This is a genomic window from Pantoea sp. MBLJ3 (assembly GCF_000816655.1).
In the GTDB taxonomy this organism is placed as follows: domain Bacteria; phylum Pseudomonadota; class Gammaproteobacteria; order Enterobacterales; family Enterobacteriaceae; genus Pantoea; species Pantoea eucalypti.
In genome coordinates, this window is record NZ_JSUT01000002.1 from 146,436 (window position 1) to 169,041 (window position 22,606).

At 56.6% G+C, this 22,606-nt stretch carries 17 protein-coding genes and 1 riboswitch; of the genes, 12 read left to right on the plus strand and 5 right to left on the minus strand.

Annotated elements, in window-relative coordinates:
* Window position 1: 1 nt before the first annotated feature.
* A riboswitch (TPP riboswitch) is annotated at window positions 2-104 on the plus strand.
* A gap of 46 nt (window positions 105-150) precedes the next feature.
* Genes thiB through thiQ form a run of 3 tightly spaced genes read left to right on the plus strand, consistent with a single transcriptional unit; the run spans window position 151 to window position 3,408 of the window.
* Window positions 151-1,137 carry a thiamine ABC transporter substrate binding subunit gene (gene thiB / locus NP77_RS01705; protein ID WP_003854783.1) on the plus strand — a complete coding sequence of 329 codons (987 nt, stop codon included), beginning with the start codon at window positions 151-153 and terminating at the stop codon, window positions 1,135-1,137.
* A complete protein-coding gene (gene thiP / locus NP77_RS01710) occupies window positions 1,113-2,720 on the plus strand; it encodes a thiamine/thiamine pyrophosphate ABC transporter permease ThiP (RefSeq protein ID WP_039658791.1) in 1,608 nt (535 codons plus the stop codon). The genes thiB and thiP overlap by 25 nt, the downstream gene beginning before the upstream one ends.
* The gene (gene thiQ / locus NP77_RS01715; RefSeq protein ID WP_039658793.1) at window positions 2,707-3,408 is read left to right on the plus strand and encodes a thiamine ABC transporter ATP-binding protein ThiQ; all 702 of its coding nucleotides are present in this window, start codon (window positions 2,707-2,709) and stop codon (window positions 3,406-3,408) included. The genes thiP and thiQ overlap by 14 nt, the downstream gene beginning before the upstream one ends.
* Window positions 3,409-3,411: 3 nt before the next feature.
* Here thiQ and NP77_RS01720 read toward each other — a convergent pair whose 3' ends face one another.
* Window positions 3,412-4,176, minus strand: coding sequence for a DedA family protein (locus NP77_RS01720; RefSeq protein ID WP_003854790.1), 765 nt, complete (start codon window positions 4,174-4,176; stop codon window positions 3,412-3,414).
* A 168-nt stretch (window positions 4,177-4,344) separates the two neighbouring features.
* On the opposite strand from NP77_RS01720, the gene polB reads away from it, so the two are divergent.
* The 3 genes from polB to rluA all read left to right on the plus strand — a co-directional run bounded on the left by polB (window position 4,345) and on the right by rluA (window position 10,458).
* Complete coding sequence (polB, locus tag NP77_RS01725; protein WP_105099549.1) at window positions 4,345-6,705, plus strand: DNA polymerase II; 2,361 nt, start codon at window positions 4,345-4,347, stop codon at window positions 6,703-6,705.
* Window positions 6,706-6,858: 153 nt separating this feature from the next.
* A complete protein-coding gene (gene rapA, locus NP77_RS01730) occupies window positions 6,859-9,765 on the plus strand; it encodes an RNA polymerase-associated protein RapA (protein WP_003854794.1) in 2,907 nt (968 codons plus the stop codon).
* 39 nt (window positions 9,766-9,804) lie between these two features.
* On the plus strand, window positions 9,805-10,458 hold the full coding sequence (rluA, locus tag NP77_RS01735) for a bifunctional tRNA pseudouridine(32) synthase/23S rRNA pseudouridine(746) synthase RluA (RefSeq protein ID WP_003854796.1): 654 nt from the start codon (window positions 9,805-9,807) through the stop codon (window positions 10,456-10,458).
* A 63-nt stretch (window positions 10,459-10,521) separates the two neighbouring features.
* Here rluA and djlA read toward each other — a convergent pair whose 3' ends face one another.
* Window positions 10,522-11,331 (minus strand): co-chaperone DjlA, encoded by an 810-nt coding sequence (djlA, locus tag NP77_RS01740; protein ID WP_003854797.1) that lies wholly within the window; start codon window positions 11,329-11,331, stop codon window positions 10,522-10,524.
* A 182-nt stretch (window positions 11,332-11,513) separates the two neighbouring features.
* Here djlA and lptD point away from each other — a divergent pair, with 182 nt between their 5' ends.
* The 6 genes from lptD to apaH are packed head-to-tail and all read left to right on the plus strand — an operon-like array spanning window position 11,514 to window position 18,327.
* Complete coding sequence (gene lptD / locus NP77_RS01745; protein ID WP_050540837.1) at window positions 11,514-13,889, plus strand: LPS assembly protein LptD; 2,376 nt, start codon at window positions 11,514-11,516, stop codon at window positions 13,887-13,889.
* A 54-nt stretch (window positions 13,890-13,943) separates the two neighbouring features.
* Window positions 13,944-15,239 (plus strand): peptidylprolyl isomerase SurA, encoded by a 1,296-nt coding sequence (surA, locus tag NP77_RS01750; RefSeq protein WP_003854801.1) that lies wholly within the window; start codon window positions 13,944-13,946, stop codon window positions 15,237-15,239.
* Window positions 15,229-16,221, plus strand: coding sequence for a 4-hydroxythreonine-4-phosphate dehydrogenase PdxA (pdxA, locus tag NP77_RS01755; RefSeq protein ID WP_008925562.1), 993 nt, complete (start codon window positions 15,229-15,231; stop codon window positions 16,219-16,221). The genes surA and pdxA overlap by 11 nt, the downstream gene beginning before the upstream one ends.
* Window positions 16,214-17,035 (plus strand): 16S rRNA (adenine(1518)-N(6)/adenine(1519)-N(6))-dimethyltransferase RsmA, encoded by an 822-nt coding sequence (gene rsmA / locus NP77_RS01760; protein WP_003854805.1) that lies wholly within the window; start codon window positions 16,214-16,216, stop codon window positions 17,033-17,035. Before pdxA ends, rsmA begins: the two co-directional genes overlap by 8 nt.
* A gap of 3 nt (window positions 17,036-17,038) precedes the next feature.
* Window positions 17,039-17,416 carry a Co2+/Mg2+ efflux protein ApaG gene (gene apaG, locus NP77_RS01765; RefSeq protein ID WP_003854807.1) on the plus strand — a complete coding sequence of 126 codons (378 nt, stop codon included), beginning with the start codon at window positions 17,039-17,041 and terminating at the stop codon, window positions 17,414-17,416.
* 53 nt (window positions 17,417-17,469) lie between these two features.
* Window positions 17,470-18,327, plus strand: a complete 858-nt coding sequence (apaH, locus tag NP77_RS01770) for a bis(5'-nucleosyl)-tetraphosphatase (symmetrical) ApaH (protein WP_003854809.1) — start codon at window positions 17,470-17,472, stop codon at window positions 18,325-18,327.
* A gap of 34 nt (window positions 18,328-18,361) precedes the next feature.
* Here the strand turns inward: apaH and NP77_RS01775 are convergent, their stop codons facing one another.
* From NP77_RS01775 to NP77_RS01785, 3 genes are all read right to left on the minus strand, one after another.
* Complete coding sequence (locus NP77_RS01775) at window positions 18,362-20,245, minus strand: PhoX family phosphatase (protein WP_039658798.1); 1,884 nt, start codon at window positions 20,243-20,245, stop codon at window positions 18,362-18,364.
* A gap of 90 nt (window positions 20,246-20,335) precedes the next feature.
* Window positions 20,336-20,818 carry a type 3 dihydrofolate reductase gene (gene folA / locus NP77_RS01780; protein ID WP_033763249.1) on the minus strand — a complete coding sequence of 161 codons (483 nt, stop codon included), beginning with the start codon at window positions 20,816-20,818 and terminating at the stop codon, window positions 20,336-20,338.
* A 497-nt stretch (window positions 20,819-21,315) separates the two neighbouring features.
* On the minus strand, window positions 21,316-22,455 hold the full coding sequence (locus NP77_RS01785; RefSeq protein ID WP_039658801.1) for a porin: 1,140 nt from the start codon (window positions 22,453-22,455) through the stop codon (window positions 21,316-21,318).
* Window positions 22,456-22,606 lie beyond the last annotated feature (151 nt).

Here is a 22,606-nt window from a genome sequence, read left to right on the forward strand (position 1 = left end):
GACGTTCTCAACGGGGTGCGGCCTGCCACAAGCAAGCCGCTGAGAGAGACCCGTCGAACCTGATTCGGTTAATACCGACGTAGGGATTTGAGAGGCCTCTGTGCTCAGATCCTTTGCGACTCATCCCCTATTCTCCTGAAGGAGCGCAAAGTGTTAAACAAAGTTCTGCCGGTGCTGCTGTTACTCTCCGCCCCCGTTCTGGCGGCTAAGCCGGTTCTCACGGTCTACACCTACGATTCCTTCTCCGCCGACTGGGGCCCTGGTCCGGCGGTAAAAAAAGCCTTTGAAGCACAGTGCAACTGCGAGCTGAAATTCGTCACGCTGGAAGATGGCGTGTCGCTGCTGAACCGCGTGCGGATGGAAGGCAAAAACAGTAAAGCCGATGTGGTGCTGGGGCTGGATAACAATCTGGTGCAGGCCGCGCAGAAAACCGGTCTGTTTGCCGAAAGTCAGGTCGACACATCGACATTAAAACTGCCCGATGGCTGGCACAACACCACCTTCGTGCCGTTCGATTATGGCTACTTCGCGTTTGTCTATGACAAAACCCGGCTGAAAAATCCGCCAAAAAGCCTGAAAGAGCTGGTCGACAGCCCGGAGAAGTGGCGGGTGATCTACGAAGATCCCCGCACCAGCACGCCCGGCTTAGGGCTGCTGCTCTGGATGCAGAAAGTCTATGGCGATCAGGCGCCGCAGGCGTGGCAAAAGCTGGCGCAGAAAACCGTGACGGTGACCAAAGGCTGGAGTGAAGCCTATGGCCTGTTCCTCAAGGGCGAAGGCGATCTGGTGCTGAGCTACACCACCTCTCCGGCTTACCACATCATCGAAGAGAAGAAAGAGAATTACGCCGCTGCACCCTTTGCAGAGGGTCATTATCTGCAGGTCGAAGTTGCCGCGCAGCTAGCCAGCAGCAAACAGCCGGCACTGGCACAGCAGTTCATGAAATTTATGGTTTCGCCTGACTTCCAGCGCACTATCCCCACCGGCAACTGGATGTACCCGGTGATCGACACGCCGCTGCCTGCCGGTTTCGCGGCGCTCAACGTGCCTTCCACTGCTCTGCAGTTCTCGCCAGAAGAGGTTGCCAGCCAGCGTTCGGGCTGGATTAGCCAGTGGCAACGCGCCGTCAGTCGCTGATGCCGCGCTGGCTGATTCCCGGTTCCCTCGCCACGATATTACTGACCATCGTGGCATTTATGGCGTTCGGTGCACTCTGGAGCGCCGCGCCGGATACGGACTTACGCGGCGTGCTGCAGGATGATTACCTGCATCACGTTATCGCGTTTTCTTTCGGTCAGGCTCTGCTCTCCGCCCTGCTGTCACTGCTGCCTGCGGTGCCGCTGGCGCGGGCGCTCTATCGACGCCGTTTTCCGGGTCGTCTGTTGCTGCTGCGCCTGTGCGCCATGACGCTGGTGCTGCCGGTGCTGGTCGCGGTGTTCGGTCTGCTGACCGTCTATGGTCGCAATGGCTGGCTGGCGCAGTTGTGCCAGCTGGCAGGGATGGGTTATCACTTCTCCCCGTATGGTCTGCCAGGCATCTTGCTGGCGCACGTCTTCTTTAACCTGCCGCTGGCGACCCGCCTGATGCTGCAGGCGCTGGAGAGTATTCCGGCGGAACAGCGTCAGCTGGCGGCACAGCTCGACCTGCGCGGCTGGCATCATTTTCGTCTGCTGGAGTGGCCATGGCTGCGGCGTCAGCTGTTGCCGACCGGTGCGCTGATCTTCATGCTCTGTTTCGCCAGCTTTGCCACCGTACTGTCACTCGGCGGCGGTCCGCAGGCCACCACCATTGAGCTGGCGATCTTCCAGGCGCTGAGTTATGACTACGATCCCGGACGCGCAGCGCTACTGGCGCTCATCCAGCTCGGCTGCTGTCTGACGCTTGTGCTGCTCAGCCAGCGTTTCAGCAAGGCGATTCCCGCCGGAACCAGTCAGCTGAACGGCTGGCGTGATCCGCAGGATTCGCGTGGAGCACAGCTGATGGATGCGCTGCTGATTCTGCTGGCGCTGATGCTGCTGCTGCCCCCGCTGGCGGCGGTCATCGTCGATGGTCTGCACGGCGGACTGCGTGGCGCGCTGGCGCAGCCTGCACTGTGGCAGGCCACCTTGACGTCATTGCGTATCGCCATCGGTGCCGGTCTGATCTGTGTGGTGCTGACCATGATGCTGCTGTGGAGCAGTCGGGAACTGCGTCTGCGCCAGCGTCCGGCGGCGGCACAGTTGATCGACACCAGCGGCATGCTGATTCTGGCGATGCCAGGCATTGTGCTCGCCACCGGCTTTTTCCTGCTGTTCAATGCCACTATTGGCCTGCCTGATTCGGCAGAAGGGCTGGTGATCTTTACCAATGCGCTGATCGCCATTCCCTATGCGCTGAAAGTACTGGAAAACCCGATGCGGGATGTCGCAGAGCGTTACGGCAGGCTCTGCGATTCGCTGGATATCCACGGCTGGAACCGGCTGCGGCTGATCGAGCTGCGGGCGCTGAAACGTCCGCTTGCCCAGGCGCTGGCCTTTGCCTGCGTACTGTCGATTGGTGATTTCGGCGTGGTGGCACTGTTTGGCAACGCTGACTTCCGCACACTGCCGTTCTACCTTTATCAGCAGATTGGTGCCTATCGCGGCGCAGATGGCGCGGTCACCGCCCTGCTATTACTGCTGCTCTGCTTATTGCTGTTCACGCTAATGGAAAAATTACCAGGCCGCCATGCTGACTCTTGATAACCTCACTTACCTTTATCAGCATCTGCCGATGCGCTTCAGCCTCAAGGCCACACGTGGCGAGCGCATCGCCATTCTCGGCCCCAGCGGAGCCGGGAAGAGTACCCTGCTGAGCCTGATTGCCGGTTTCCTGCCGGTGAAACAGGGCACCCTGATGATTGACGGGCAGGATCACACCCACAGCGTGCCAGCCAGACGACCGGTTTCGATGCTGTTTCAGGAGAACAACCTGTTTCCGCACCTCAGCGTGCAGCAGAACATGGCGCTGGGGCTGCATCCGGGATTAAAACTCAGCGCTGAGCAGCGCCAGCAACTGGCTGCACTGGCCGATCAGGTGGGATTAGGCGATCTGCTGGCCCGCCTGCCGGGCGAGCTGTCGGGCGGACAGCGACAGCGTGCGGCGCTGGCGCGCTGTCTGCTGCGTGATCGTCCGGTGCTGCTGCTGGATGAGCCTTTTTCTGCACTGGATCCCGCGTTGCGCGGCGAGATGCTGCAACTGGTGCGTTCAGTGTGCGAAGCGCGCAGCATTACACTGCTGATGGTGTCGCACAGTCTCGAAGATGCCCGGCAGATTGCGCCGCGCAGCGTTGTGATTGTGGATGGACGGGTTTACTGGGATGGCGAGACCCGACAGCTGCTGTCGGGTGACACGCGGGAGGCCGAGGTCCTTGGCATCCCGCGCCGTTAAGCGTTACGCGAAGAAAACCTGCCACAGCAGATGACGGAAAATCGGCATCATCGGATGGAACTGAATGCCGACAAACGCTGCGACGGCGATCACCAGCCCCAGCGGACCTGCCCAGCGCAAACGCTCCGGCGGCAGCCAGGCAGTCGCCCAGTCACGACTCTTGCCACTGCGCCACCAGCGCCAGCATAACCAGCCCCCGAGCCATATCAGCAGTGCTGCGCCAAGTAACAGCCATTTAAAGCTGCCGCCCTGCGCGGCTTTCGGCACATCGATCGCCACGCCTGCCAGAATACCAGGCAGCAGATAAAGCGGTGGCCAGAGGATGCAGCCGATAAGGTTCGGCGGCAGAAATTTACGCACCGGCAGCTCCAGCATACCGGCCGCCAGCGGGATCAGCGGACGCGTAGGTCCCACAAAGCGCCCGACCAGAATCGTAAACATGCTGTGCTGATGCAGGGCGTGCTCGGTTTTATCCAGCAGGCCTTTGTACTTTTGCAGATACTTCCAGCGGTGCAGCGGCCCCTGGAATTTCCAGCCGATACCGTAAGAAACCCAGTCACCAATCAGGCAGCCCGCAAAACCCGCGGCCCAGGCCGGGTAAAGGCCCAGCTCGCCACTGCCGATCAGCGCGCCCAGGCTGGCCATCATCACTGTGCCTGGCAGCAACAGCCCGACCAGCGCCAGCGACTCCAGAAACGTCACCAGCGCAACGGCAAACAGCGCCCATTCCAGAGACTGCGTAATCAGTTGTTGAATCCAGGCTTCCATAATCATCCTAAGTAAAAGCAGAAGGCTGGATTGTCCAGAGCCAGCCACACAGCGTCAAGGCAAGAATTGTAGGACAATGTTGACAAAACCGGTGACGAGAACTGTATAAATATCCATGGTATACTTAAGCCGTTTTCTCACCCCTGAAATACTGAGTCCGGAGAACATCTGAATATGCCCCGCGCAGGTTTTCTGCTCACCCGCCACTGGCGCGACAGCCCGCATGGCACCGAAATTATCCTCTGGCTCGCCACTGATGCCGGTGCGCAGCGCGTGGTGCTGCCCGTGCAGGAGTCTGTCGCGTTTATTCCCGAAGAATTTCAGGCGCAGGTCAGCGAGCTCCTCAAAGATGAACGTCAGTTTCGGATTCAGTCGCTGGCGCTGAAAGATTTCCGCCGCCGCCCGGTTTTTGGCCTCTACTGCCCGCAGCATCGTCAGCTGCAGCGCATTGAAAAACGGCTGCGTGAACAGGGCATTCCGGTGTATGAAGCGGATATTCGCCCGCCGGAGCGCTACCTGATGGAGCGTTTTATTACCGCGCCGGTCTGGTTTGAGGGCGAGCAGCGCGGTGATAGCGTGGTCAATGCGCGGCTCAAACCCCATCCCGACTATCGCCCGCCACTGAAGTGGGTCTCGCTGGATATTGAAACCACACAGCATGGCGAGCTCTACTGCATCGGGCTGGAGGGCTGCGGTCAGCGTCAGGTTTATATGCTCGGCCCGGCCAACGGTGATGCCAGCACGCTGGATTTCGAGCTGATCTATCTCGACAGCCGACCACAGCTGCTTGAAGCGCTGAACCAGTGGTTTGCAGATCACGATCCGGATGTGTTGATTGGCTGGAACGTGGTGCAGTTTGACCTGCGGGTGTTGCAAAAGCATGCCGATCGTTACGGCATTCCACTTCGTCTTGGTCGCCAGCAGGCCGCGCTGGAGTGGCGTGAACATGGCTTTAAGCCCGGCGTTTATTTTGCGCAGGCCAGCGGGCGGTTGATTATTGATGGCATTGACGCGCTGAAATCAGCGTTCTGGGATTTTCCCTCATTCAGCCTGGAGTCGGTGTCGCAACAATTGCTGGGTGAAGGTAAAGCAATCGATAATCCCTGGCAGCGCATGGAGGAGATCAACTGGCGTTTTGCCAACGATAAACCGGCGCTGGCACGCTACAACCTCAAAGACTGCGAGCTGGTGACGCGCATTTTTCATAAAACGGCGATAATGCCGTTTCTGCTGGAACGCGCGGCGGTGAATGGCCTGGCAGTCGATCGCCACGGCGGCTCGGTGGCGGCCTTTGGTCATCTTTATATTCCGCGGATGCATCGCGCGGGATTTGTTGCCCCGAACCTGGGTGATGTGGCGCCGGAAGCCAGTCCGGGTGGCTATGTGATGGATTCGCGCCCTGGTCTGTATGACTCGGTGCTGGTGCTGGATTATAAAAGTCTCTATCCGTCGATTATCCGCACCTTCCTGATCGACCCGGTGGGTCTGGTAGAAGGACTGGCCCATCCTGATGATGCCGATTCGGTCGAAGGTTTTCGCGAAGCGCGTTTCTCCCGGCACACTCACTGCCTGCCTGCGATCGTCGAGCAGATCTGGCTGGGTCGTGAAGCGGCGAAAAAGCAGAAAAACCAGCCGCTGTCGCAGGCGCTAAAGATTATCATGAACGCCTTTTACGGTGTGCTGGGCACCAGCGCCTGCCGCTTCTTTGATCCGCGCCTCGCCTCCTCAATTACCCTGCGCGGTCACGCCATCATGCAGCAGACACGCGCGCTGATCGAGGCGGAAGGCTATGACGTGATCTATGGCGACACCGACTCCACTTTTGTCTGGCTGAAGTCCGCCCACAGTGAAGAGCAGGCCGCCGCGATTGGTCAGCAACTGGTGCAGAAAGTGAATGCCTGGTGGCGCGACCACCTGCAGCAGACCCACGGGCTGACCAGCGCACTCGAGCTGGAGTATGAAAATCATTTTTGTCGTTTTCTGATGCCGACCATTCGCGGCGCGGAACAGGGCAGCAAGAAACGCTATGCCGGACTGATTCGTGACGCCGCCGGTGAACGCATGGTTTTCAAGGGGCTGGAGTCGGTGCGAACGGACTGGACGCCACTGGCAAAAGCATTTCAGCAGCAGCTCTACCACCGTATCTTCCACCGTGAGCCGTGGCAGGATTACATTCGCACCACCGTCGCGCAGCTGCTGGCGGGTGAACTCGACGATCAGCTGATCTACAAAAAGCGTCTGCGACGTCCGTTAAAAGAATATGAACGAAACGTGCCCCCGCACGTGCGTGCCGCCAGGCTGGCGGATGAGCAGAATCGTAAATTAAACCGGCCTTTGCAGTATCAGAATGGAGGCCGGATTCGTTACGTGATTGCCACGGCAGGCCCCGAGCCACTGGAGGCACGCAGCACGCCGCTGGATTACGACCACTACGTTACGAAGCAACTTCAACCGGTCGCGGAGGGGATTCTGCCCTTTGTCGAAGGTGACTTTGCTACACTTATTACCGGGCAGCTGGGGCTTTTTTGACAGGTGACGAATGCCCTGCCATCCAGTACCATAGCGCCCTTCCTGAAACTCACCGCTCTTAAAGCCCGCTCCAGACCTTGTTGTCTGGTGGTAGCGCTATTGCCTGAGCTTTGGGAACACCTTTAAAAACGTTAAAATTCGAGCAAACAATATATGGTTTTTACATTAGGTCAGCGCTGGATTAGTGATACGGAAAGTGAACTGGGACTGGGCACCGTGGTGGCGATCGATACACGTATGATCACCCTGCTGTTCCCCGCTACGGGAGAAAACCGCCTTTACGCCCGCAACGATTCGCCGGTTACCCGCGTCATCTTTAATCCGGGTGATACCATCACCAGCCACGAAGGCTGGCAGATGCGCGTTGATGAAGTACGCAACGAAAATGACCTGATGACCTATATCGGTACCCGTCTGGATACCGAAGAAAGCGACGTGATGCTGCGCGAAGTGATGCTCGACAGCAAGCTGGTATTCAGTAAGCCGCAGGATCGTCTGTTTGCCGGCCAGCTCGACCGGATGGACCGTTTTGCCCTGCGCTTCCGCGCCCGTAAATACCAGAGTGAGCAATACCGCCTGCCGATTAGCGGCTTACGCGGTATGCGTACTAACCTGATCCCTCACCAGTTGCACATCGCCCATGATGTGGGCCGCCGCCATGCGCCGCGCGTGCTGCTGGCCGATGAAGTTGGCCTGGGTAAAACCATTGAAGCCGGGATGATCATCCAGCAGCAACTGCTGGCTGGCCGTGCCGAGCGCGTACTTATCGTGGTGCCTGAAACCCTGCAGCATCAATGGCTTGTTGAGATGCTGCGCCGCTTCAACCTGCGCTTTGCGCTGTTTGACGACGACCGCTACACCGAAGCGCAACACGACAGCGACAATCCGTTTGAAACTGAGCAGCTGATTATCTGCTCACTCGACTTCGTGCGTCGCAACAAACAGCGTCTTGAAATGCTGGCCGATGCCGAATGGGATCTGCTGGTGGTCGATGAAGCGCACCATCTGGCCTGGTCAGAAGGCGAGCCAAGCCGTGAATATCAGGTTATTGAACAGCTGGCTGAAAAAACTGCCGGGGTTCTGCTGCTGACCGCGACGCCAGAGCAGCTGGGCATGGAGAGTCACTTCGCCCGTCTGCGCCTGCTCGACCCGGACCGTTTCCATGACTTTGCCGCCTTTGTTGAAGAGCAGCAGCATTTCCGCCCCATCGCCGATGCCGTTACCGCGCTGCTGGCGGATAAAGCGATCTCCCAGGCGGAGATGAACCGGATCAACGATCTGGTCGGCGAGCAGGACATCGAGCCGCTGCTGCAGGTTGCCAACAGCGACCGCGAAGGCAAGCTGGAAGCGCGTCAGGAACTGATCTCCATGCTGATGGATCGCCACGGCACCAGCCGCGTGCTGTTCCGTAACACCCGTAATGGGGTTAAAGGCTTCCCGAAACGCGAACTGCATCAGATCCGCCTGCCGCTGCCTGCGCAGTATCAGACGGCAATTAAAGTCTCCGGCATTATGGGCGCGCGCAAAAGCGCAGAAGAGCGGGCGCGCGACCTGCTCTATCCGGAGCAGATTTATCAGGAATTTGAAGGCGACAGCGGCACCTGGTGGAACTTCGATCCGCGCGTGGAATGGCTGATGGGCTATCTCACCACTAACCGTAAAGAGAAAGTGCTGGTGATCTGCGCCAAAGCGGCCACCGCGCTGCAGCTGGAGCAGGTACTGCGCGAGCGCGAAGGTATTCGTGCAGCGGTGTTCCACGAAGGTCTGTCGATCATTGAACGTGACCGTGCTGCCGCCTGGTTCGCCTCAGAAGAGAATGGCGCGCAGGTGCTGTTGTGCTCTGAGATTGGTTCAGAAGGCCGTAATTTCCAGTTTGCCAGCCGTCTGGTGATGTTCGATCTGCCGTTTAACCCGGACCTGCTGGAGCAGCGTATCGGTCGTCTGGATCGTATCGGTCAGGCGCACGATATTCAGATTCTGGTGCCGTGGCTGGAGCAGACCGCACAGGCCGTGCTGCTGCGCTGGTATCACGAAGGACTGGATGCGTTTGAACACACCTGTCCGACCGGCCGGACAATCTATGACAGCGTCCATTCGCAGCTCATCGGCTATCTGGCCGCACCGGAAAACAGCGAAGGCTTTGATGCCTTTATCACCGACTGCCGCAAACAGCATGACGCGCTGAAACTGCAGCTGGAACAGGGTCGCGATCGCCTGCTGGAGCTGAATTCAAACGGCGGTGAATCGGCTCAGTTGCTGGCTAACGCTATCAGCGAGCAGGATAACGACACCGGCCTGGTGAACTTCGCGCTTAACCTGTTTGATATTGTCGGTATCAATCAGGAAGATCGCAGCGATAACCTCATTGTGCTGACCCCTTCCGATCACATGCTGGTGCCCGATTTCCCTGGCCTGCCGGAAGATGGCTGCACCATCACCTTTAACCGCGATCAGGCGCTGTCACGTGAAGATACTCAGTTCATTACCTGGGAGCATCCGCTGATTCGCAACGGACTGGATCTGATTCTGTCGGGCGACACCGGCAGCAGCGCCCTGTCACTGCTGAAGAACAAGGCGCTGCCGGTGGGGACGCTGCTGGTCGAGCTGATCTATGTGGTTGAAGCCCAGGCACCGAAGCATCTGCAACTGACCCGCTTCCTGCCGCCAACGCCAATCCGTCTGCTGATGGATACGAAAGGCACTAACCTGGCAGGCAAAGTGGAGTTCGAAAGCTTTAACCGTCAGTTGAATGCCGTTAACCGTCACACCGCCAGTAAACTGGTGAATGCGGTGCAGCAGGATGTCCATGCGATTCTGACTCAGGCCGAAGAGAGCGTCGTCAGCGAAGCGCGTGCCGTGATTGAGGCGGCACGGACCGAGGCGAATGAGAAGCTGGGTGCCGAGCTTTCGCGTCTTAACGCGCTGAAAGCCGTCAACCCGAACATCCGCGACGACGAAGTTGAGGCGCTGGAAAGCAATCGTGAACAGGTGCTGCAAAGTCTGGATGAGGCCAACTGGCGTCTTGACGCGCTGCGCCTGATTGTGGTGACACACCAGTAAGCTCAGGGGCCGCATGGCCCCTTATTTTTGGAAAGCCCCATGGAACCTTACAACCCACCGCGTGAACCCTGGCTGCACATCCTTTATCAGGATGCGCATATCATGGTGGTGAACAAACCCAGCGGTCTGCTCTCGGTACCCGGTCGTCTGGATGAGCACAAAGATAGCGTGATGACGCGGATACAGCGGGATTTCCCGCAGGCGGAATCTGTGCACCGACTTGACATGGCGACCAGTGGCGTGATGGTCGTGGCGCTGACCAAGGCGGCGGAGCGTGAGCTGAAACGACAATTCCGCGAGCGGGAGCCTTCCAAAACGTATGTGGCCTGCATCTGGGGTCATCCCGAGAAGGAAGAGGGGCTGGTTGATCTGCCGCTGATCTGCGACTGGCCAAATCGTCCAAAGCAGATGGTCTGCTTCGAGAACGGCAAAGCCGCACAGACAGAATATCAGGTGCTGGAGTATCGGGCGGACAACAGTACGCGGATTTCGCTTAAGCCGATTACTGGCCGCTCACACCAGCTAAGGGTGCATATGCTGGCGCTGGGCCACCCGATTCTGGGGGACAACTTCTATGCACATCCGGAGGCCAAAGCGATGGCGCCCCGTTTACTGCTGCACGCGGAGTCACTCACCATTACCCATCCGGCATTTGGTAATGCCATGACGTTTCGTCAGCCCGCCGACTTTTAAGGTTTACGGCAGGACTGTCGCCGTGGCCTCCTCTGTTGCAGAAGAGGCCACAGGAGCGACGCATTACTTGAAGCCTTTCTCTTTGCGAATCAGATCGTAAGCCGCCTGAATTTCCTGCGCTTTCTGCTTCGCCATCTCCATCATCTCTGGCGGTAACCCTTTCGCCACCAGCTTATCAGGATGATGCTCACTCATGAGCTTGCGGTAAGCACGTTTAATCGTGGTGGCGTCATCACTGCTCTTCACGCCCAAAACGCTACAGGCATCTTCCAGCGTTGGACCACGTTGCGCCTGCTGAAAGCCGCCTGAACTGCGCTGCCCGCCGCCAAACTGCTGGCCGCCCTCCATCATGCGCAGGAACTGATCGAACTGACCACGCGAAATGCCCAGCTCTTCGGCAATCACGTAGAGTACCTGTCGCTCATTGGGGTGCAGTGAGCCGTCGGCAAAGGCGGCCTGGATCTGAATCTCCAGGAACATCCGAATCAGATCGAACCGGCCAAAACAGGCGCTGCGCAGTTCTCGCAGCTTGCTGCGCAACGGGTAATCCGCCTGCTTACCTTCGCGGAACGCGCGCTGAGCAGCCGTGCGTGAGTCACCGTGCAGCTGCATCCGCTCCATGAGCAGTGAAGCAATCTGGATATCCGCTTCCGTAACCCGCCCTTTTGACTTGGTCAGATGGCCCATCACCTGAAAGGTGGTGCTGAAAAACAGCGTCTGCCGGGTCTGATTATTTGAAAAGTAAGCCTTGCCTTGTGCGCCACGTACTTTGTCAATCATATGGCCAATGATCAAACCGATCACAATACCCCAAAAGCCTGCGCCGGAAAGTAATCCCACCGCCAGACCCATAACTTTTCCCCAGTAGCGCATAAACTCCTCAATTCGCCATGCTTGCGGCTGAAAATTGCATTATCATACCTGTCATTTATCTCAGCGCCTAACGGCAACGCTGACAGACCAGGATTAACACTGGCGCAACGCCGGGCAGTAAGTTAGTCTCTGACCCGATTGTCGGCATGATGCCAGTTTTCATGGAATTCTCGATACCGCGTATGAAAAAACATATACCTACCCTGCTGGCCACACTGATCGGCGCAGCCATTAGCCAGCAAGCCTTTGCCGACGATTTGATGTCGCAGTGTATGTTAGGCGTGCCGAGTTATAACCGCCCGCTGGTCAACGGTGATACCAACCAGCTGCCTGTCACTATTCACTCCGACGCCGCCAAAGGGAACTATCCCAATGATGCGGTCTTTACCGGCAATGTGAATATTGAGCAGGGCAACAGCCGTATGCAGGCGGATGAAGTTCAGCTTCATCAGCGTCAGCAGGAAGGCCAGACGGCGCCAGTGCGTACCGTCGATGCCCTGGGTAATGTGCACTACGATGACAACCAGGTCATCCTGAAAGGTCCGAAAGCCTGGTCAAACCTCAACAGCAAAGATACCAACGTCTGGAACGGTGATTATCAGATGGTGGATCGTCAGGGACGCGGCACCGCCGACCAGATGAAGCTGCGCGGCGATAACCGCTACACCATTCTGGAGAACGGCACCTTTACGTCCTGTCTGCCCGGTTCCAACAGCTGGAGCGTGGTCGGTTCACAAGTCATCCAGGATCGCGAAGAGGAAGTGGCGGAGATCTGGAACGCCCGCTTTAAGCTGGGTCCGGTTCCGGTGTTCTACAGTCCCTATCTGCAGTTACCGATTGGCGATCGTCGTCGATCCGGTTTCCTGATCCCGAATGCAAAATTTGGCAGCAACAACGGCTTTGAGTTCGTGCTGCCTTATTACTGGAACATTGCGCCGCAGGCCGATGCGACCATCACGCCGCACTACATCAGTAAGCGCGGCATGAAATTTGAAAACGAATTCCGTTATCTGACGACGCTGGGTGCCGGCCTGGTCGAATTCGACTACCTTGGCTCCGATAAACAGTACGATAACGACAAAGCACTTCGTGGCATCGCCGAGGATTCCAGCTCCGACCGCTGGTTGTTCTACTGGCAGCATGCCGGTGTCTATGAACAGCACTGGCGTTTCAACGCCAACTACACCAAAGTCAGCGATCAGTATTACTTCAACGATCTCGACTCGAAGTACTACAGCTCCACCGACAACTACGCCACGCAGAAATTCAGCGTTGGTTATGCGGACACCAACTGGGACGCCACACTCTCAGCCAAAGATTTCCAGGTGTTTGGCAGTACTACCAGCAATAACGTCTACCGCGCGATGCCGCAGCTGGATGTTAACCTCTATCAGAATGATATCGGCCCGTTTGATGGCCGGGTTTATGCTCAGGCGGTGAAATTCACCAACGTCAACAGTCGTCTTCCTGAAGCGACCCGTTTACACGTTGAGCCAACCCTGAACCTGCCGCTCTCCAACGGCTGGGCCAGCCTGGATACCGAAGCGAAGTTCCTGGCGACCCACTATCAGCAGACTGACGTTGATTATTATAACAATACGGCCAATGGCTTCAGAGGAAGCAATAGCGGCGAACTGGATGAATCGGTAAACCGCACCCTGCCGCAGTTTAAAGTGGATGGCCGGCTGGTGTTTGACCGCGATATGGACTCCGCAGTGGGTTATACCCAGACGCTGGAACCACGCGTGCAGTATCTTTATATCCCGTACCGCGACCAAAGCAATATCTATCCGTACGACTCTACGCTGCTGCAAACCGACTACACCGGTCTGTTCCGCGATCGTACCTATAGCGGCCTGGATCGCATCGCTTCAGCCAATGAAGTGGCAACCGGTGTTACCTCGCGTATTTATGATAACGATCTGGTTGAACGTTTTAACGTTTCTGTGGGTCAAATCTACTCGTTTACCCCTTCTCGTACTGGTGTGAATCAAACCAATAAAGAAGATGATACCGGCAGTCTGATTTGGGCTGGCGATACATACTGGAAAATCAGCGATCGCTGGGGTGTTCGGGGCGGGCTGCAATATGACACCAAACTCGACAACGTCTCCCAGGGCAATACTGTTCTGGAGTACCGTCGTGATGCCGACCGTATGGTGCAGTTGAGCTACCGCTACAGCAGCCCGGAATATATCGCGGCAGCGTTAAATGACAGCAACCTGGTGACCAATCCTATCTACAAAAATGGGATTTCACAGGTGGGCACCACGGCCAGCTGGCCGATTGCCGATGCATGGTCTGTGGTAGGTGCTTACTACTACGATACCCGCAACAAGCGTCCGGCGTCGCAGCTGGTTGGCCTGCAATACAGCTCATGCTGTTACGCTCTCCGGGTCGGTTACGAGCGCAAAATTAACGGTTGGGAAAACGACGACAGTAAGTACGACAACCAAATCTCATTCAACATTGAGCTGCGTGGTCTGAGTCCTAACTATGGCTTAGGCACCAACGATATGCTGCGTCAGGGCATTATCCCTTACCAGCCTGCTTTCTGATGTTGTGATGTTTGACAGGCAATCCCGCAGTGCGGAACCAACAATGGATAAAGTATGAAGAACTGGAGAATGCTGATTCTTGGTGTGGCAATCAGTGCTAACACCGCGTTCGCAGCACCACAAGTCGTTGATAAAGTTGCAGCCGTGGTCAATAACGGCGTGGTTCTTGAGAGTGACGTGGATGGCATGATGAGCACCGTTAAATCTCAGGCCCAGCAGGCTGGTCAGCAGTTGCCGGATGATAAAACGTTGCGCCATCAGATTCTGGAACGTCAGATCATGGATAACATCATTCTGCAGATGGGTGATAAAGCCGGGGTTCAGATCAGCGATGAGCAGCTGGACCAGGCGATTCAGAACATCGCGGCGCAGAATAAGATGAGCCTTGATCAGCTGCGCAGCCGTCTGGCTTATGACGGCATGAACTACAGCGTTTATCGTTCTCAGATTCGTAAAGAGATGACCATTGCTGAAGTGCGCAACAACGAAGTGCGTCGTCGCATCACGATTCTGCCGCAGGAAGTCGATACGCTGGCGAAACAGATTGGCTCTCAGAACAGTCAGGGCACCGAACTGAACGTCAGCCATATTCTGCTGCCACTGCCGGAAAACCCGACACAACAGCAGGTTGATGAGCAGGAAACGCTGGCGAAACAGCTGGTTGGCGAACTGAAAAATGGCGCTGACTTCGGCAAAATGGCCGTGACCTACTCTGCCGATTCGCAGGCGCTGAAAGGCGGCAACATGGGCTGGGGTAAAATCGAAGAGTTACCGACCCTGTTTGCTCAGGCCCTGTCGAGCGCCAAAAAAGGCGATATCGTCGGTCCGATTCGCTCGGGTGTGGGCTTCCACATCCTGAAAGTGAACGATCTGCGTGGCGAGAACAAAAATGTCTCAGTCACTGAAGTTCATTCACGTCACATTCTGCTGAAGCCATCGCCAATCCTGACAGATGAGCAGGCACGCGCACAGCTGGAGCAGATTGCTAACGATATCCGCAGTGGTAAAACCACCTTTGCGGCGGCGGCTAAGCAGTACTCTGATGATCCGGGTTCAGCGAACCAGGGCGGCGATCTTGGCTGGACCTCTCCGGAAGTCTTTGATCCGGCCTTCCGTGACGCGCTGCTGCGCCTGAAAAAAGGCCAGACCAGCCAGCCGGTTCACTCCTCTTTCGGCTGGCATCTGATTCAGTTGCTGGATACCCGTCAGGTGGACAAAACCGATGCGGCCCAGAAAGAGCGTGCTTACCGTATGCTGTTTAACCGTAAGTTTGCGGAAGAAGCACAGACCTGGATGCAGGAACAACGTGCCAGCGCCTACGTGAAGATTCTGGATGGCAATGCGCAGTAATCACCGTGTGGTGATCACGCCCGGCGAACCTGCCGGGATTGGTCCCGATCTCACCGTTCAGCTGGCCCAGCACTCCTGGCCGGTTGAACTGGTCGTCTGCGCCTCGCCTGCCCTGTTGCAGCAGCGTGCGGCGCAACTCGGTCTGCCGCTGACCCTGCGTCCCTATCAGCCTGGCGTGGCCGCTGAGCCACAGCAGGCGGGAACACTGACTATCCTGCCAGTCGAAACGGCCGCGACGGTCACGCCCGGCGAGCTTTGCGTCGCCAACAGTGACTACGTGCTGGCCACGCTGGCGCGCGCCTGTGACGGTTGTCTCGACGGTGAATTTGCGGCCCTGATTACCGGCCCGGTGCACAAAGGCGTCATTAATGATGCCGGCATCGCCTTTACTGGCCATACCGAATTCTTCGCCGATCGCGCAGGCGGCCATCGGGTCGTCATGATGCTGGCGACAGAGCAGCTACGCGTCGCGCTGGCTACTACCCATCTGCCGCTGAAAGATGTCCCCGCTGCGGTGACCCGCGACTGTCTGCATGAAGTGATCACGATTCTTCATCGTGATCTGCAGCAGAAGTTTGCCATTGCCGAGCCGCATATCTACGTCTGTGGTCTTAACCCTCATGCGGGCGAAAGCGGCCACATGGGTCGGGAAGAGATTGAGACCATTACGCCAGCCCTTAATGAACTGCGTCAGCAGGGCATTAAACTGACCGGCCCGCTGCCTGCGGATACCCTTTTCCAGCCTAAATATCTGCAACATGCCGATGCAGTGCTGGCGATGTATCATGACCAGGGTCTGCCGGTACTCAAATTTCAGGGGTTTGGCCGGGCGGTAAATATCACCCTGGGCCTGCCCTTTATCCGGACTTCAGTTGACCACGGCACCGCGCTTGAACTCGCCGGTCTGGGTCAGGCTGAACCGGGCAGCTTCATCACGGCGCTTAACCTCGCCATCACTATGATCAAGAGCAGTAATGAATAATCGCGTCCATCAGGGGCACTACGCCCGTAAACGTTTCGGGCAGAACTTCCTGAACGATCAGTACATTATCGACAGCATTGTCTCCGCCATCCATCCACAGCGCGATGAAGCGCTGGTAGAGATCGGCCCAGGCCTGGGTGCCTTGACCGAGCCGGTAGGCGAACGCCTCGATAAATTAACGGTGATAGAACTGGACCGCGATCTCGCTGCGCGTCTGGAAACGCATCCGTTCCTTGGCCCGAAACTGACTATCTTCCAGCAGGATGCCATGACGTTCGACTTCGCCGCACTGGCGCAGGAGAGAGGCCAGCCGCTACGGGTATTTGGTAACCTGCCATACAATATTTCGACCCCGCTGATGTTCCACCTTTTCAGCTATACTGGTTCGATCAAAGATATGCACTTCATGCTGCAGAAAGAGGTGGTTAATCGTCTGGTCGCCGGTCCGGGTAATAAAACCTACGGTCGTCTGACGGTAATGGCGCAGTACTACTGCCAGATCATTCCGGTGCTGGAAGTGCCTCCGCACTCCTTTACGCCGCCACCGAAAGTGGACTCTGCCGTGGTGCGTCTGGTGCCGTATGCCGAGCCGCCGTATCCGGTCAGCGATGTGCGTATTTTGAGCCGTATTACCACTGAAGCGTTCGGCCAGCGTCGTAAAACGCTGCGCAACAGCCTGAGCCACATGGTGGCTGCCGGCGCGCTGGAGGAGTTATCCATAGATCCAACCCTGCGTGCCGAGAACGTCTCCGTCGCGCAATATTGTCAGCTGGCGAACTGGCTGGCGAATCATCAGGGAAAATCGCAGGAGTAAGTCATGAGTGAAACGGCCCGCGTCTCCGTCCATGTGCAAAGCCAGTACGTTGCCTCACAATCCTCACCGGATGATGATCGTTACGTCTTCGCCTATACCATTACGATTCGCAATCTGGGCCGTTCCTCAGTGCAACTGCTGGGACGTTACTGGCTGATTACCAACGGTAACGGCCGCGAAACGGAAGTTCAGGGCGAAGGCGTGGTGGGTGAACAACCGCTTATCGCGCCAGGCAATGAGTTTCAGTACACCAGCGGAGCCGTGATCGAAACACCGATGGGCACCATGCAGGGACACTATGTGATGGTCGACGAACAGGGTGACACCTTCCATGTCGAGATCCCGGTGTTCCGCCTCGCCATTCAGACCCACATTCATTAATTCATACGCTTTTTGCCCGTTTAGTCGGGCAGCTTCCTGATGGATAAAACCTTATGAGCACATACCTGATTGGCGACGTTCACGGTTGCTACGACGAATTACGTGCCTTGCTGCAACAGGTTGATTTCAATCCTGAGCAGGATACCCTGTGGCTGACCGGCGACTTAGTGGCGCGGGGTCCGGGCTCACTTGAGGTTCTGCGCTACGTAAAATCGCTGGGCGACGCAGTGCGTCTGGTGCTGGGCAATCACGATTTACATCTGCTGGCGGTCTACGCTGGAATCAGCCGTAATAAGCCCAAAGATCGCCTGACACCGTTGCTGGAAGCGGACGATGCGGATGAGCTGATCAACTGGCTGCGTCGTCAGCCGCTGTTACAGGTTGATGAAGAGAAAAAGCTGGTGATGGGACACGCCGGTATCACGCCGCAATGGGATATCGAGACCGCGAAAAAGTGTGCGCGTGAAGTTGAAGCGGTACTTGCCAGTGACAGTTATCCGCTGTTTCTGGATGCGATGTATGGCGACATGCCGAATAACTGGAGTGAAGATCTGACTGGTCTGGCACGTCTGCGCTTCAGCACTAACGCTTTGACCCGCATGCGTTACTGCTTTCCCAATGGTCAGCTGGATATGATCTGCAAAGATGCCCCTGAATCTGCCCTTCCCCCGCTAAAACCCTGGTTTAACATTGCGGGGCCGGTCGCACGTGACTACACCATTGTGTTCGGTCACTGGGCCTCGCTGGAAGGCAAAGGGACGCCTGAAGGAATCATCGGTCTGGATACCGGTTGCTGCTGGGGCGGAACGCTGACGCTGCTGCACTGGGAAACGCAACGCTATGTGGTACAGCCCTCCAATCGCGAAAAAGCGCTGGCCTCCAGCGAAAGTCTGGCACCGCCCGCGCTATAACGGCGATGCTGGCCGGCAAGGCCAGCATCCTCTCTTATGCGCCGATAATGCCGCCATCTTCGCGGGTGATCATGATCACTGACGACCGGGGACGCGGACTGTTATCGGGAAAGTGCGAGTCACCCTCTTCGCCGGGATGCTGCACATTGACGAACAGCGTTTTGTAATCTGGCGTGAAGGTGATGCCCGTCAGCTCGCATGATTTGGGGCCAACCATGAACCGGCGGATCTCCCCACTATCCGGATCCCCTACCAGCATCTGATTGTTCCCCTGCCCCTGATAATCCTCTTTATTACTGTACTTGCCATCGGTCAGGATCCATAACCGCCCGTGCGCATCAAACCCCAGACCATCGGGACTGTTAAAGGTGTTTTCAGCGGTGATGTTAGGTGTACCGCGATAGATCCCTTCAGGATGCGCGATCGGATTGCCGCACAACGCATAGATATCCCACTCAAACGCCTGCGCCGTGGCATCGCCCTTTTCATCCCAGCGGATAATCTGGCCGTAGATATTTTTAGGACGCGGATTCGCCGCATTAACCGGCATGCCTTCATTGCCGCGTTTGTTATTGTTAGTCAGCGTGCAGTAAGCACGACCATCATGCGGGTTAACAGCAATCCACTCTGGCCGGTCCATCCGCGTGGCGTTAACCACATCAGCCGCCGCACGCGCATTAATCAGAATATCGGCCTGACTGTTAAACCCCTTTTCAGCGGTGAGTCCATTTTCACCCCACTTCAGCGCCAGCCAGCGGCCGGTACCTTTCAGCGGCGTGCCCTGCGCATCGCCATTGAACTGCGCCACATAGAGCGTGCCTTTATCCAGCAATCCGTGATTGGCTTTGGCATCATCCGGGATGACTTTGTCGTCTGAGACATATTTATAGATATACTCGCCGCGCTCATCGTCGCCCATGTAAACCACCAGCTGACCGGTTTTAGCGACCGTAACGGCGGCATTTTCGTGCTTGAAGCGCCCCAGTGCAGTGCGTTTTACCGGCACGGAGTGAGGATCAAAGGGATCGATTTCGACAATCCAGCCGTGGCGGTTAAATTCATTGGGGTTTTTGGCGATGTCGAAACGGGGATCAAAGTCGGCCCAGTTACGCTCTGGCTCGGCGGCATTCAGGGTATAGCGCTTTTGCTGCGGCGTTGGCGTAAAGTCCGCCTGATGGGTACCAAAGTAGGTGTCGTAGTTCTCTTCACAGGTGAGATAAGTCCCCCACGGCGTTTTACCGTTGGCGCAGTTACCAAAGGTGCCAAGGACATGCATTCCCTGTGGATCGGCGGCGGTCTGCAGCGCTTTATCGCCCGCTGCCGGACCGGAAAAGCGCATCGGAGTATTGGCGGTAATACGGCGGTTGAACTCAGAAGGACGCACCACCTGCCAGCGATTGTCCTCATCCCGTTTGACTTCAACGATGGAGATGCCGTGCGCCGCCTGCGACTTTTTCACATCTTCCAGGCTGGTCGCTTTGCTGCCGCCGTGGGCGAACAGCGTCGGCTCATTCACATATTCATTGTTGATCGCCATGACGCCACGCTGGTCATTAATGGCGAAGAAGCTCATACCGTCGTTGTTGTCACCGAACTGCTTTTCCTGATCTTCCGCGCTGTTATTGCCGTGCGGATCAAATGCGACGGCGCCATTCACCAGCGGATCTCCCCAGGAGATCAGCACGTCTGCGCGATAGCCGGGGGCCACCACAACCTTATCGGCGGTGGATGCGGCAATCCCCTGAAAGCCCAGCAATGGGCTTCCCGCTGGCTTCTCCTGCGCCAGTGCGCTTCCTGAGAGTGTGAGGCCGCCGCTGAGAAAGCCGGTCAGCCCGAGAGCGCCGGAACCGGCAATGAATTTACGACGCAGAGGATCACGCAGACGGTCAGTGCTTAATGCGGAGAGTTCGATTTTCATTATTAATTGCTTCCTTCATGAAGATCCCAGAAAAGAAGCAATGCTAATGAACAGAGATGACAGCCAGGTTACAGTCTGGCAAAGGGAGGATCAGCGACGACGGTCGAGGATCTCAAAGCAGTAGCTGTGGGAGTTCTGCTCGTCAGCATCGTGAAACTCGCTGAACGTAGACTGCCACTCATCCGGCTCGTAATCCGGGAACTGTGTATCACCTTCAACTTCTGCATCAATGTGCGTCAGATAGAGACGATCGGCGCGCTTCAGCATCTGCTCATAGACGCGTCCACCGCCAATCACCATGATCTCTTCAGCATCACCGGCTGCCTGTATCGCCTCATCCAGTGAGGTGACCCAGGTGACGCCTTCCGTGGTGCCCGGCTGACTGCTGACCACGATGTTCAGCCGGCCAGGTAACGGACGACCAATAGATTCAAAGGTCAGTCGACCCATAATGACCGGTTTCTTCAGCGTATTGCGCTTGAACCACGCCAGATCTGCAGGCAGGTCCCACGGCATGGCGTTCTCCATTCCAATAATGCGATCTGCTGCTAATGCCGCGATAAGACTAATCATGTTAACCACTCACTGAAAAAATTGGCGCCATGATACGTAAAGGTGAAACTTTCGTCGATAGGGGAAAAGGTCTATTTGCGTAAAGCTTTTCATGATGCCGCTTTTCATGCCCTGTGCAGCGTTTTTCACCGCGTAATCGCGTCAGTTTGCCGCAGCTCGCCAGCGACAGGCCTCAGGCTGGCACAAAAAGCGTGCGCAAAAGGAAACGGCTCCCGGAGGAGCCGTAAAGCCTGGTCTGGCTAGCGGTAAGATCGGTGCAGCACAGGGAACACAGTCAGATCGGAAAGACGCAAAAGCTGTTATCCATGACCGCTCGGCCCGCGCGATTACGCACCTCATCCCTGAGGTGCGCCCGTATACGGGCCAACGCTTTGCGTTGTTCAAAAACGCTCCCGGCGTTTTTTTCCATGGCGCGGGACGCTTTCCTCCTCTGCCTGTGCTCCCTGCCCGTTAAGATCGTTTATCGCTGCAAGCCTGATTAAGGCTCGTCAGGATGATCAGAAGTCGTAGCGCAGACGCACCAGATTCATATCACCCAGGTTATCGGTGCTGGAGGTGAAGACATGTTCGTAGTCAACACGGAAACCGTAGTCGAGGAACAGCACCACACCCAGACCGTTGTCGATGCGCTGGTAATCACGACCGGTCATGACCTCAATGCGATCACCCATAACATAAGGCTGAACCGCTTTCAGACCATACTGCCCCACCGGGATTTTGTAACCGGCGAAATATTCAACGCCCCACGCATCGCCAGCAAAGTAGTTACGCGCGTCTTTGCGTTTGGTCGTCATGAAGTTCTGATACCAGCCACCACCGGCTGACAGCGTCCAGTTGCCTGGTGTCCAGCTTAATGCAGAGCCGTAAATGTTCTGATCGTAATCGCGGCTGTCGCCATTGTTCGGGTTACGCATCGCCGCGCGGGTGTAGTTCCACGCCGTGCCCCAGCTCAGTTCATCAGAGATATGGTAATCCACGCCCAGCGAGCCGCCGCCTTTGCGCTTATAGCGCAGGCCATTGCCTGGCAGATATTCGTTATCGTCGAACAGATAAGAGGCGTAAATATCTGCATCGCCGAAGGTGTTTTTATATTTCAGCTGCTTGCGTGAACGGTAAGATCCGTCGTAGTCACCGTTGATTCCGTTGCCCGGTGCCTGGCCGATCATGTCGTAATCCCAGATATCGGTCTTGGCGCCCACAGTGTCATAATACACGCTGTTCTGCTGACCAAAGGTAAGCTGACCCCAGGTTTTGCTTTTCAGACCGGTGTAGAGCTGGCGACGCGTGGTGTTATTGGCACCGTCAGCATAGTGGCGATCCCAGCCGAAAACTGCCGGGACGTTAACGCCCAGCTCGTAATAGCTGATCCAGCTCACGTCATCAAACAGGTAATAGTCAGCACCGAAACGGAAACGGGTGCCGCCATCAAAACCGTCACGCTTGTAAGATTTGTCATCCACGCCGGTCTGATGATTGAACTGAGCACGAATGCTGCCGCCAACCTTAAAATTAAGACGGCTAAGCGGATCGCCCGCCTGCGGATCCTGCTTTAACAACGTCACTTCCGCCTGGCTGGCGAAAGGAAGAATAGCCATCAGTGCAGCCACTGCACTCAGAGAAAAAGTACGCATTTTCATTTTTTAATTATGTCCTGATACGCTCCAGTGATGAGCGGCAGGCATAGTACTGGCGAAAAATCCGTACAGGAAGTGTTTATATTATAAATTTGTGCGAACCAGCCCCATTCGCACCTAAAGCTAAAAAATTAAGCCAAATCAGTCACTTTAA

Excerpts from the sequence above, each read along its gene's own strand:
- apaG (WP_003854807.1), top strand. The coding sequence starts at position 17,039 with ATGAGTGAAACGGCCCGCGTCTCCGTCCATGTGCAAAGCCAGTACGTT.
- djlA (WP_003854797.1), bottom strand. The coding sequence starts at position 11,331 with ATGCGCTACTGGGGAAAAGTTATGGGTCTGGCGGTGGGATTACTTTCC.
- folA (WP_033763249.1), bottom strand. The coding sequence starts at position 20,818 with ATGATTAGTCTTATCGCGGCATTAGCAGCAGATCGCATTATTGGAATG.
- apaH (WP_003854809.1), top strand. The coding sequence starts at position 17,470 with ATGAGCACATACCTGATTGGCGACGTTCACGGTTGCTACGACGAATTA.
- rsmA (WP_003854805.1), top strand. The coding sequence starts at position 16,214 with ATGAATAATCGCGTCCATCAGGGGCACTACGCCCGTAAACGTTTCGGG.
- rapA (WP_003854794.1), top strand. The coding sequence starts at position 6,859 with ATGGTTTTTACATTAGGTCAGCGCTGGATTAGTGATACGGAAAGTGAA.
- rluA (WP_003854796.1), top strand. The coding sequence starts at position 9,805 with ATGGAACCTTACAACCCACCGCGTGAACCCTGGCTGCACATCCTTTAT.
- surA (WP_003854801.1), top strand. The coding sequence starts at position 13,944 with ATGAAGAACTGGAGAATGCTGATTCTTGGTGTGGCAATCAGTGCTAAC.
- thiQ (WP_039658793.1), top strand. The coding sequence starts at position 2,707 with ATGCTGACTCTTGATAACCTCACTTACCTTTATCAGCATCTGCCGATG.
- pdxA (WP_008925562.1), top strand. The coding sequence starts at position 15,229 with ATGCGCAGTAATCACCGTGTGGTGATCACGCCCGGCGAACCTGCCGGG.
- NP77_RS01720 (WP_003854790.1), bottom strand. The coding sequence starts at position 4,176 with ATGGAAGCCTGGATTCAACAACTGATTACGCAGTCTCTGGAATGGGCG.
- NP77_RS01775 (WP_039658798.1), bottom strand. The coding sequence starts at position 20,245 with ATGAAAATCGAACTCTCCGCATTAAGCACTGACCGTCTGCGTGATCCT.
- NP77_RS01785 (WP_039658801.1), bottom strand. The coding sequence starts at position 22,455 with ATGAAAATGCGTACTTTTTCTCTGAGTGCAGTGGCTGCACTGATGGCT.
- lptD (WP_050540837.1), top strand. The coding sequence starts at position 11,514 with ATGAAAAAACATATACCTACCCTGCTGGCCACACTGATCGGCGCAGCC.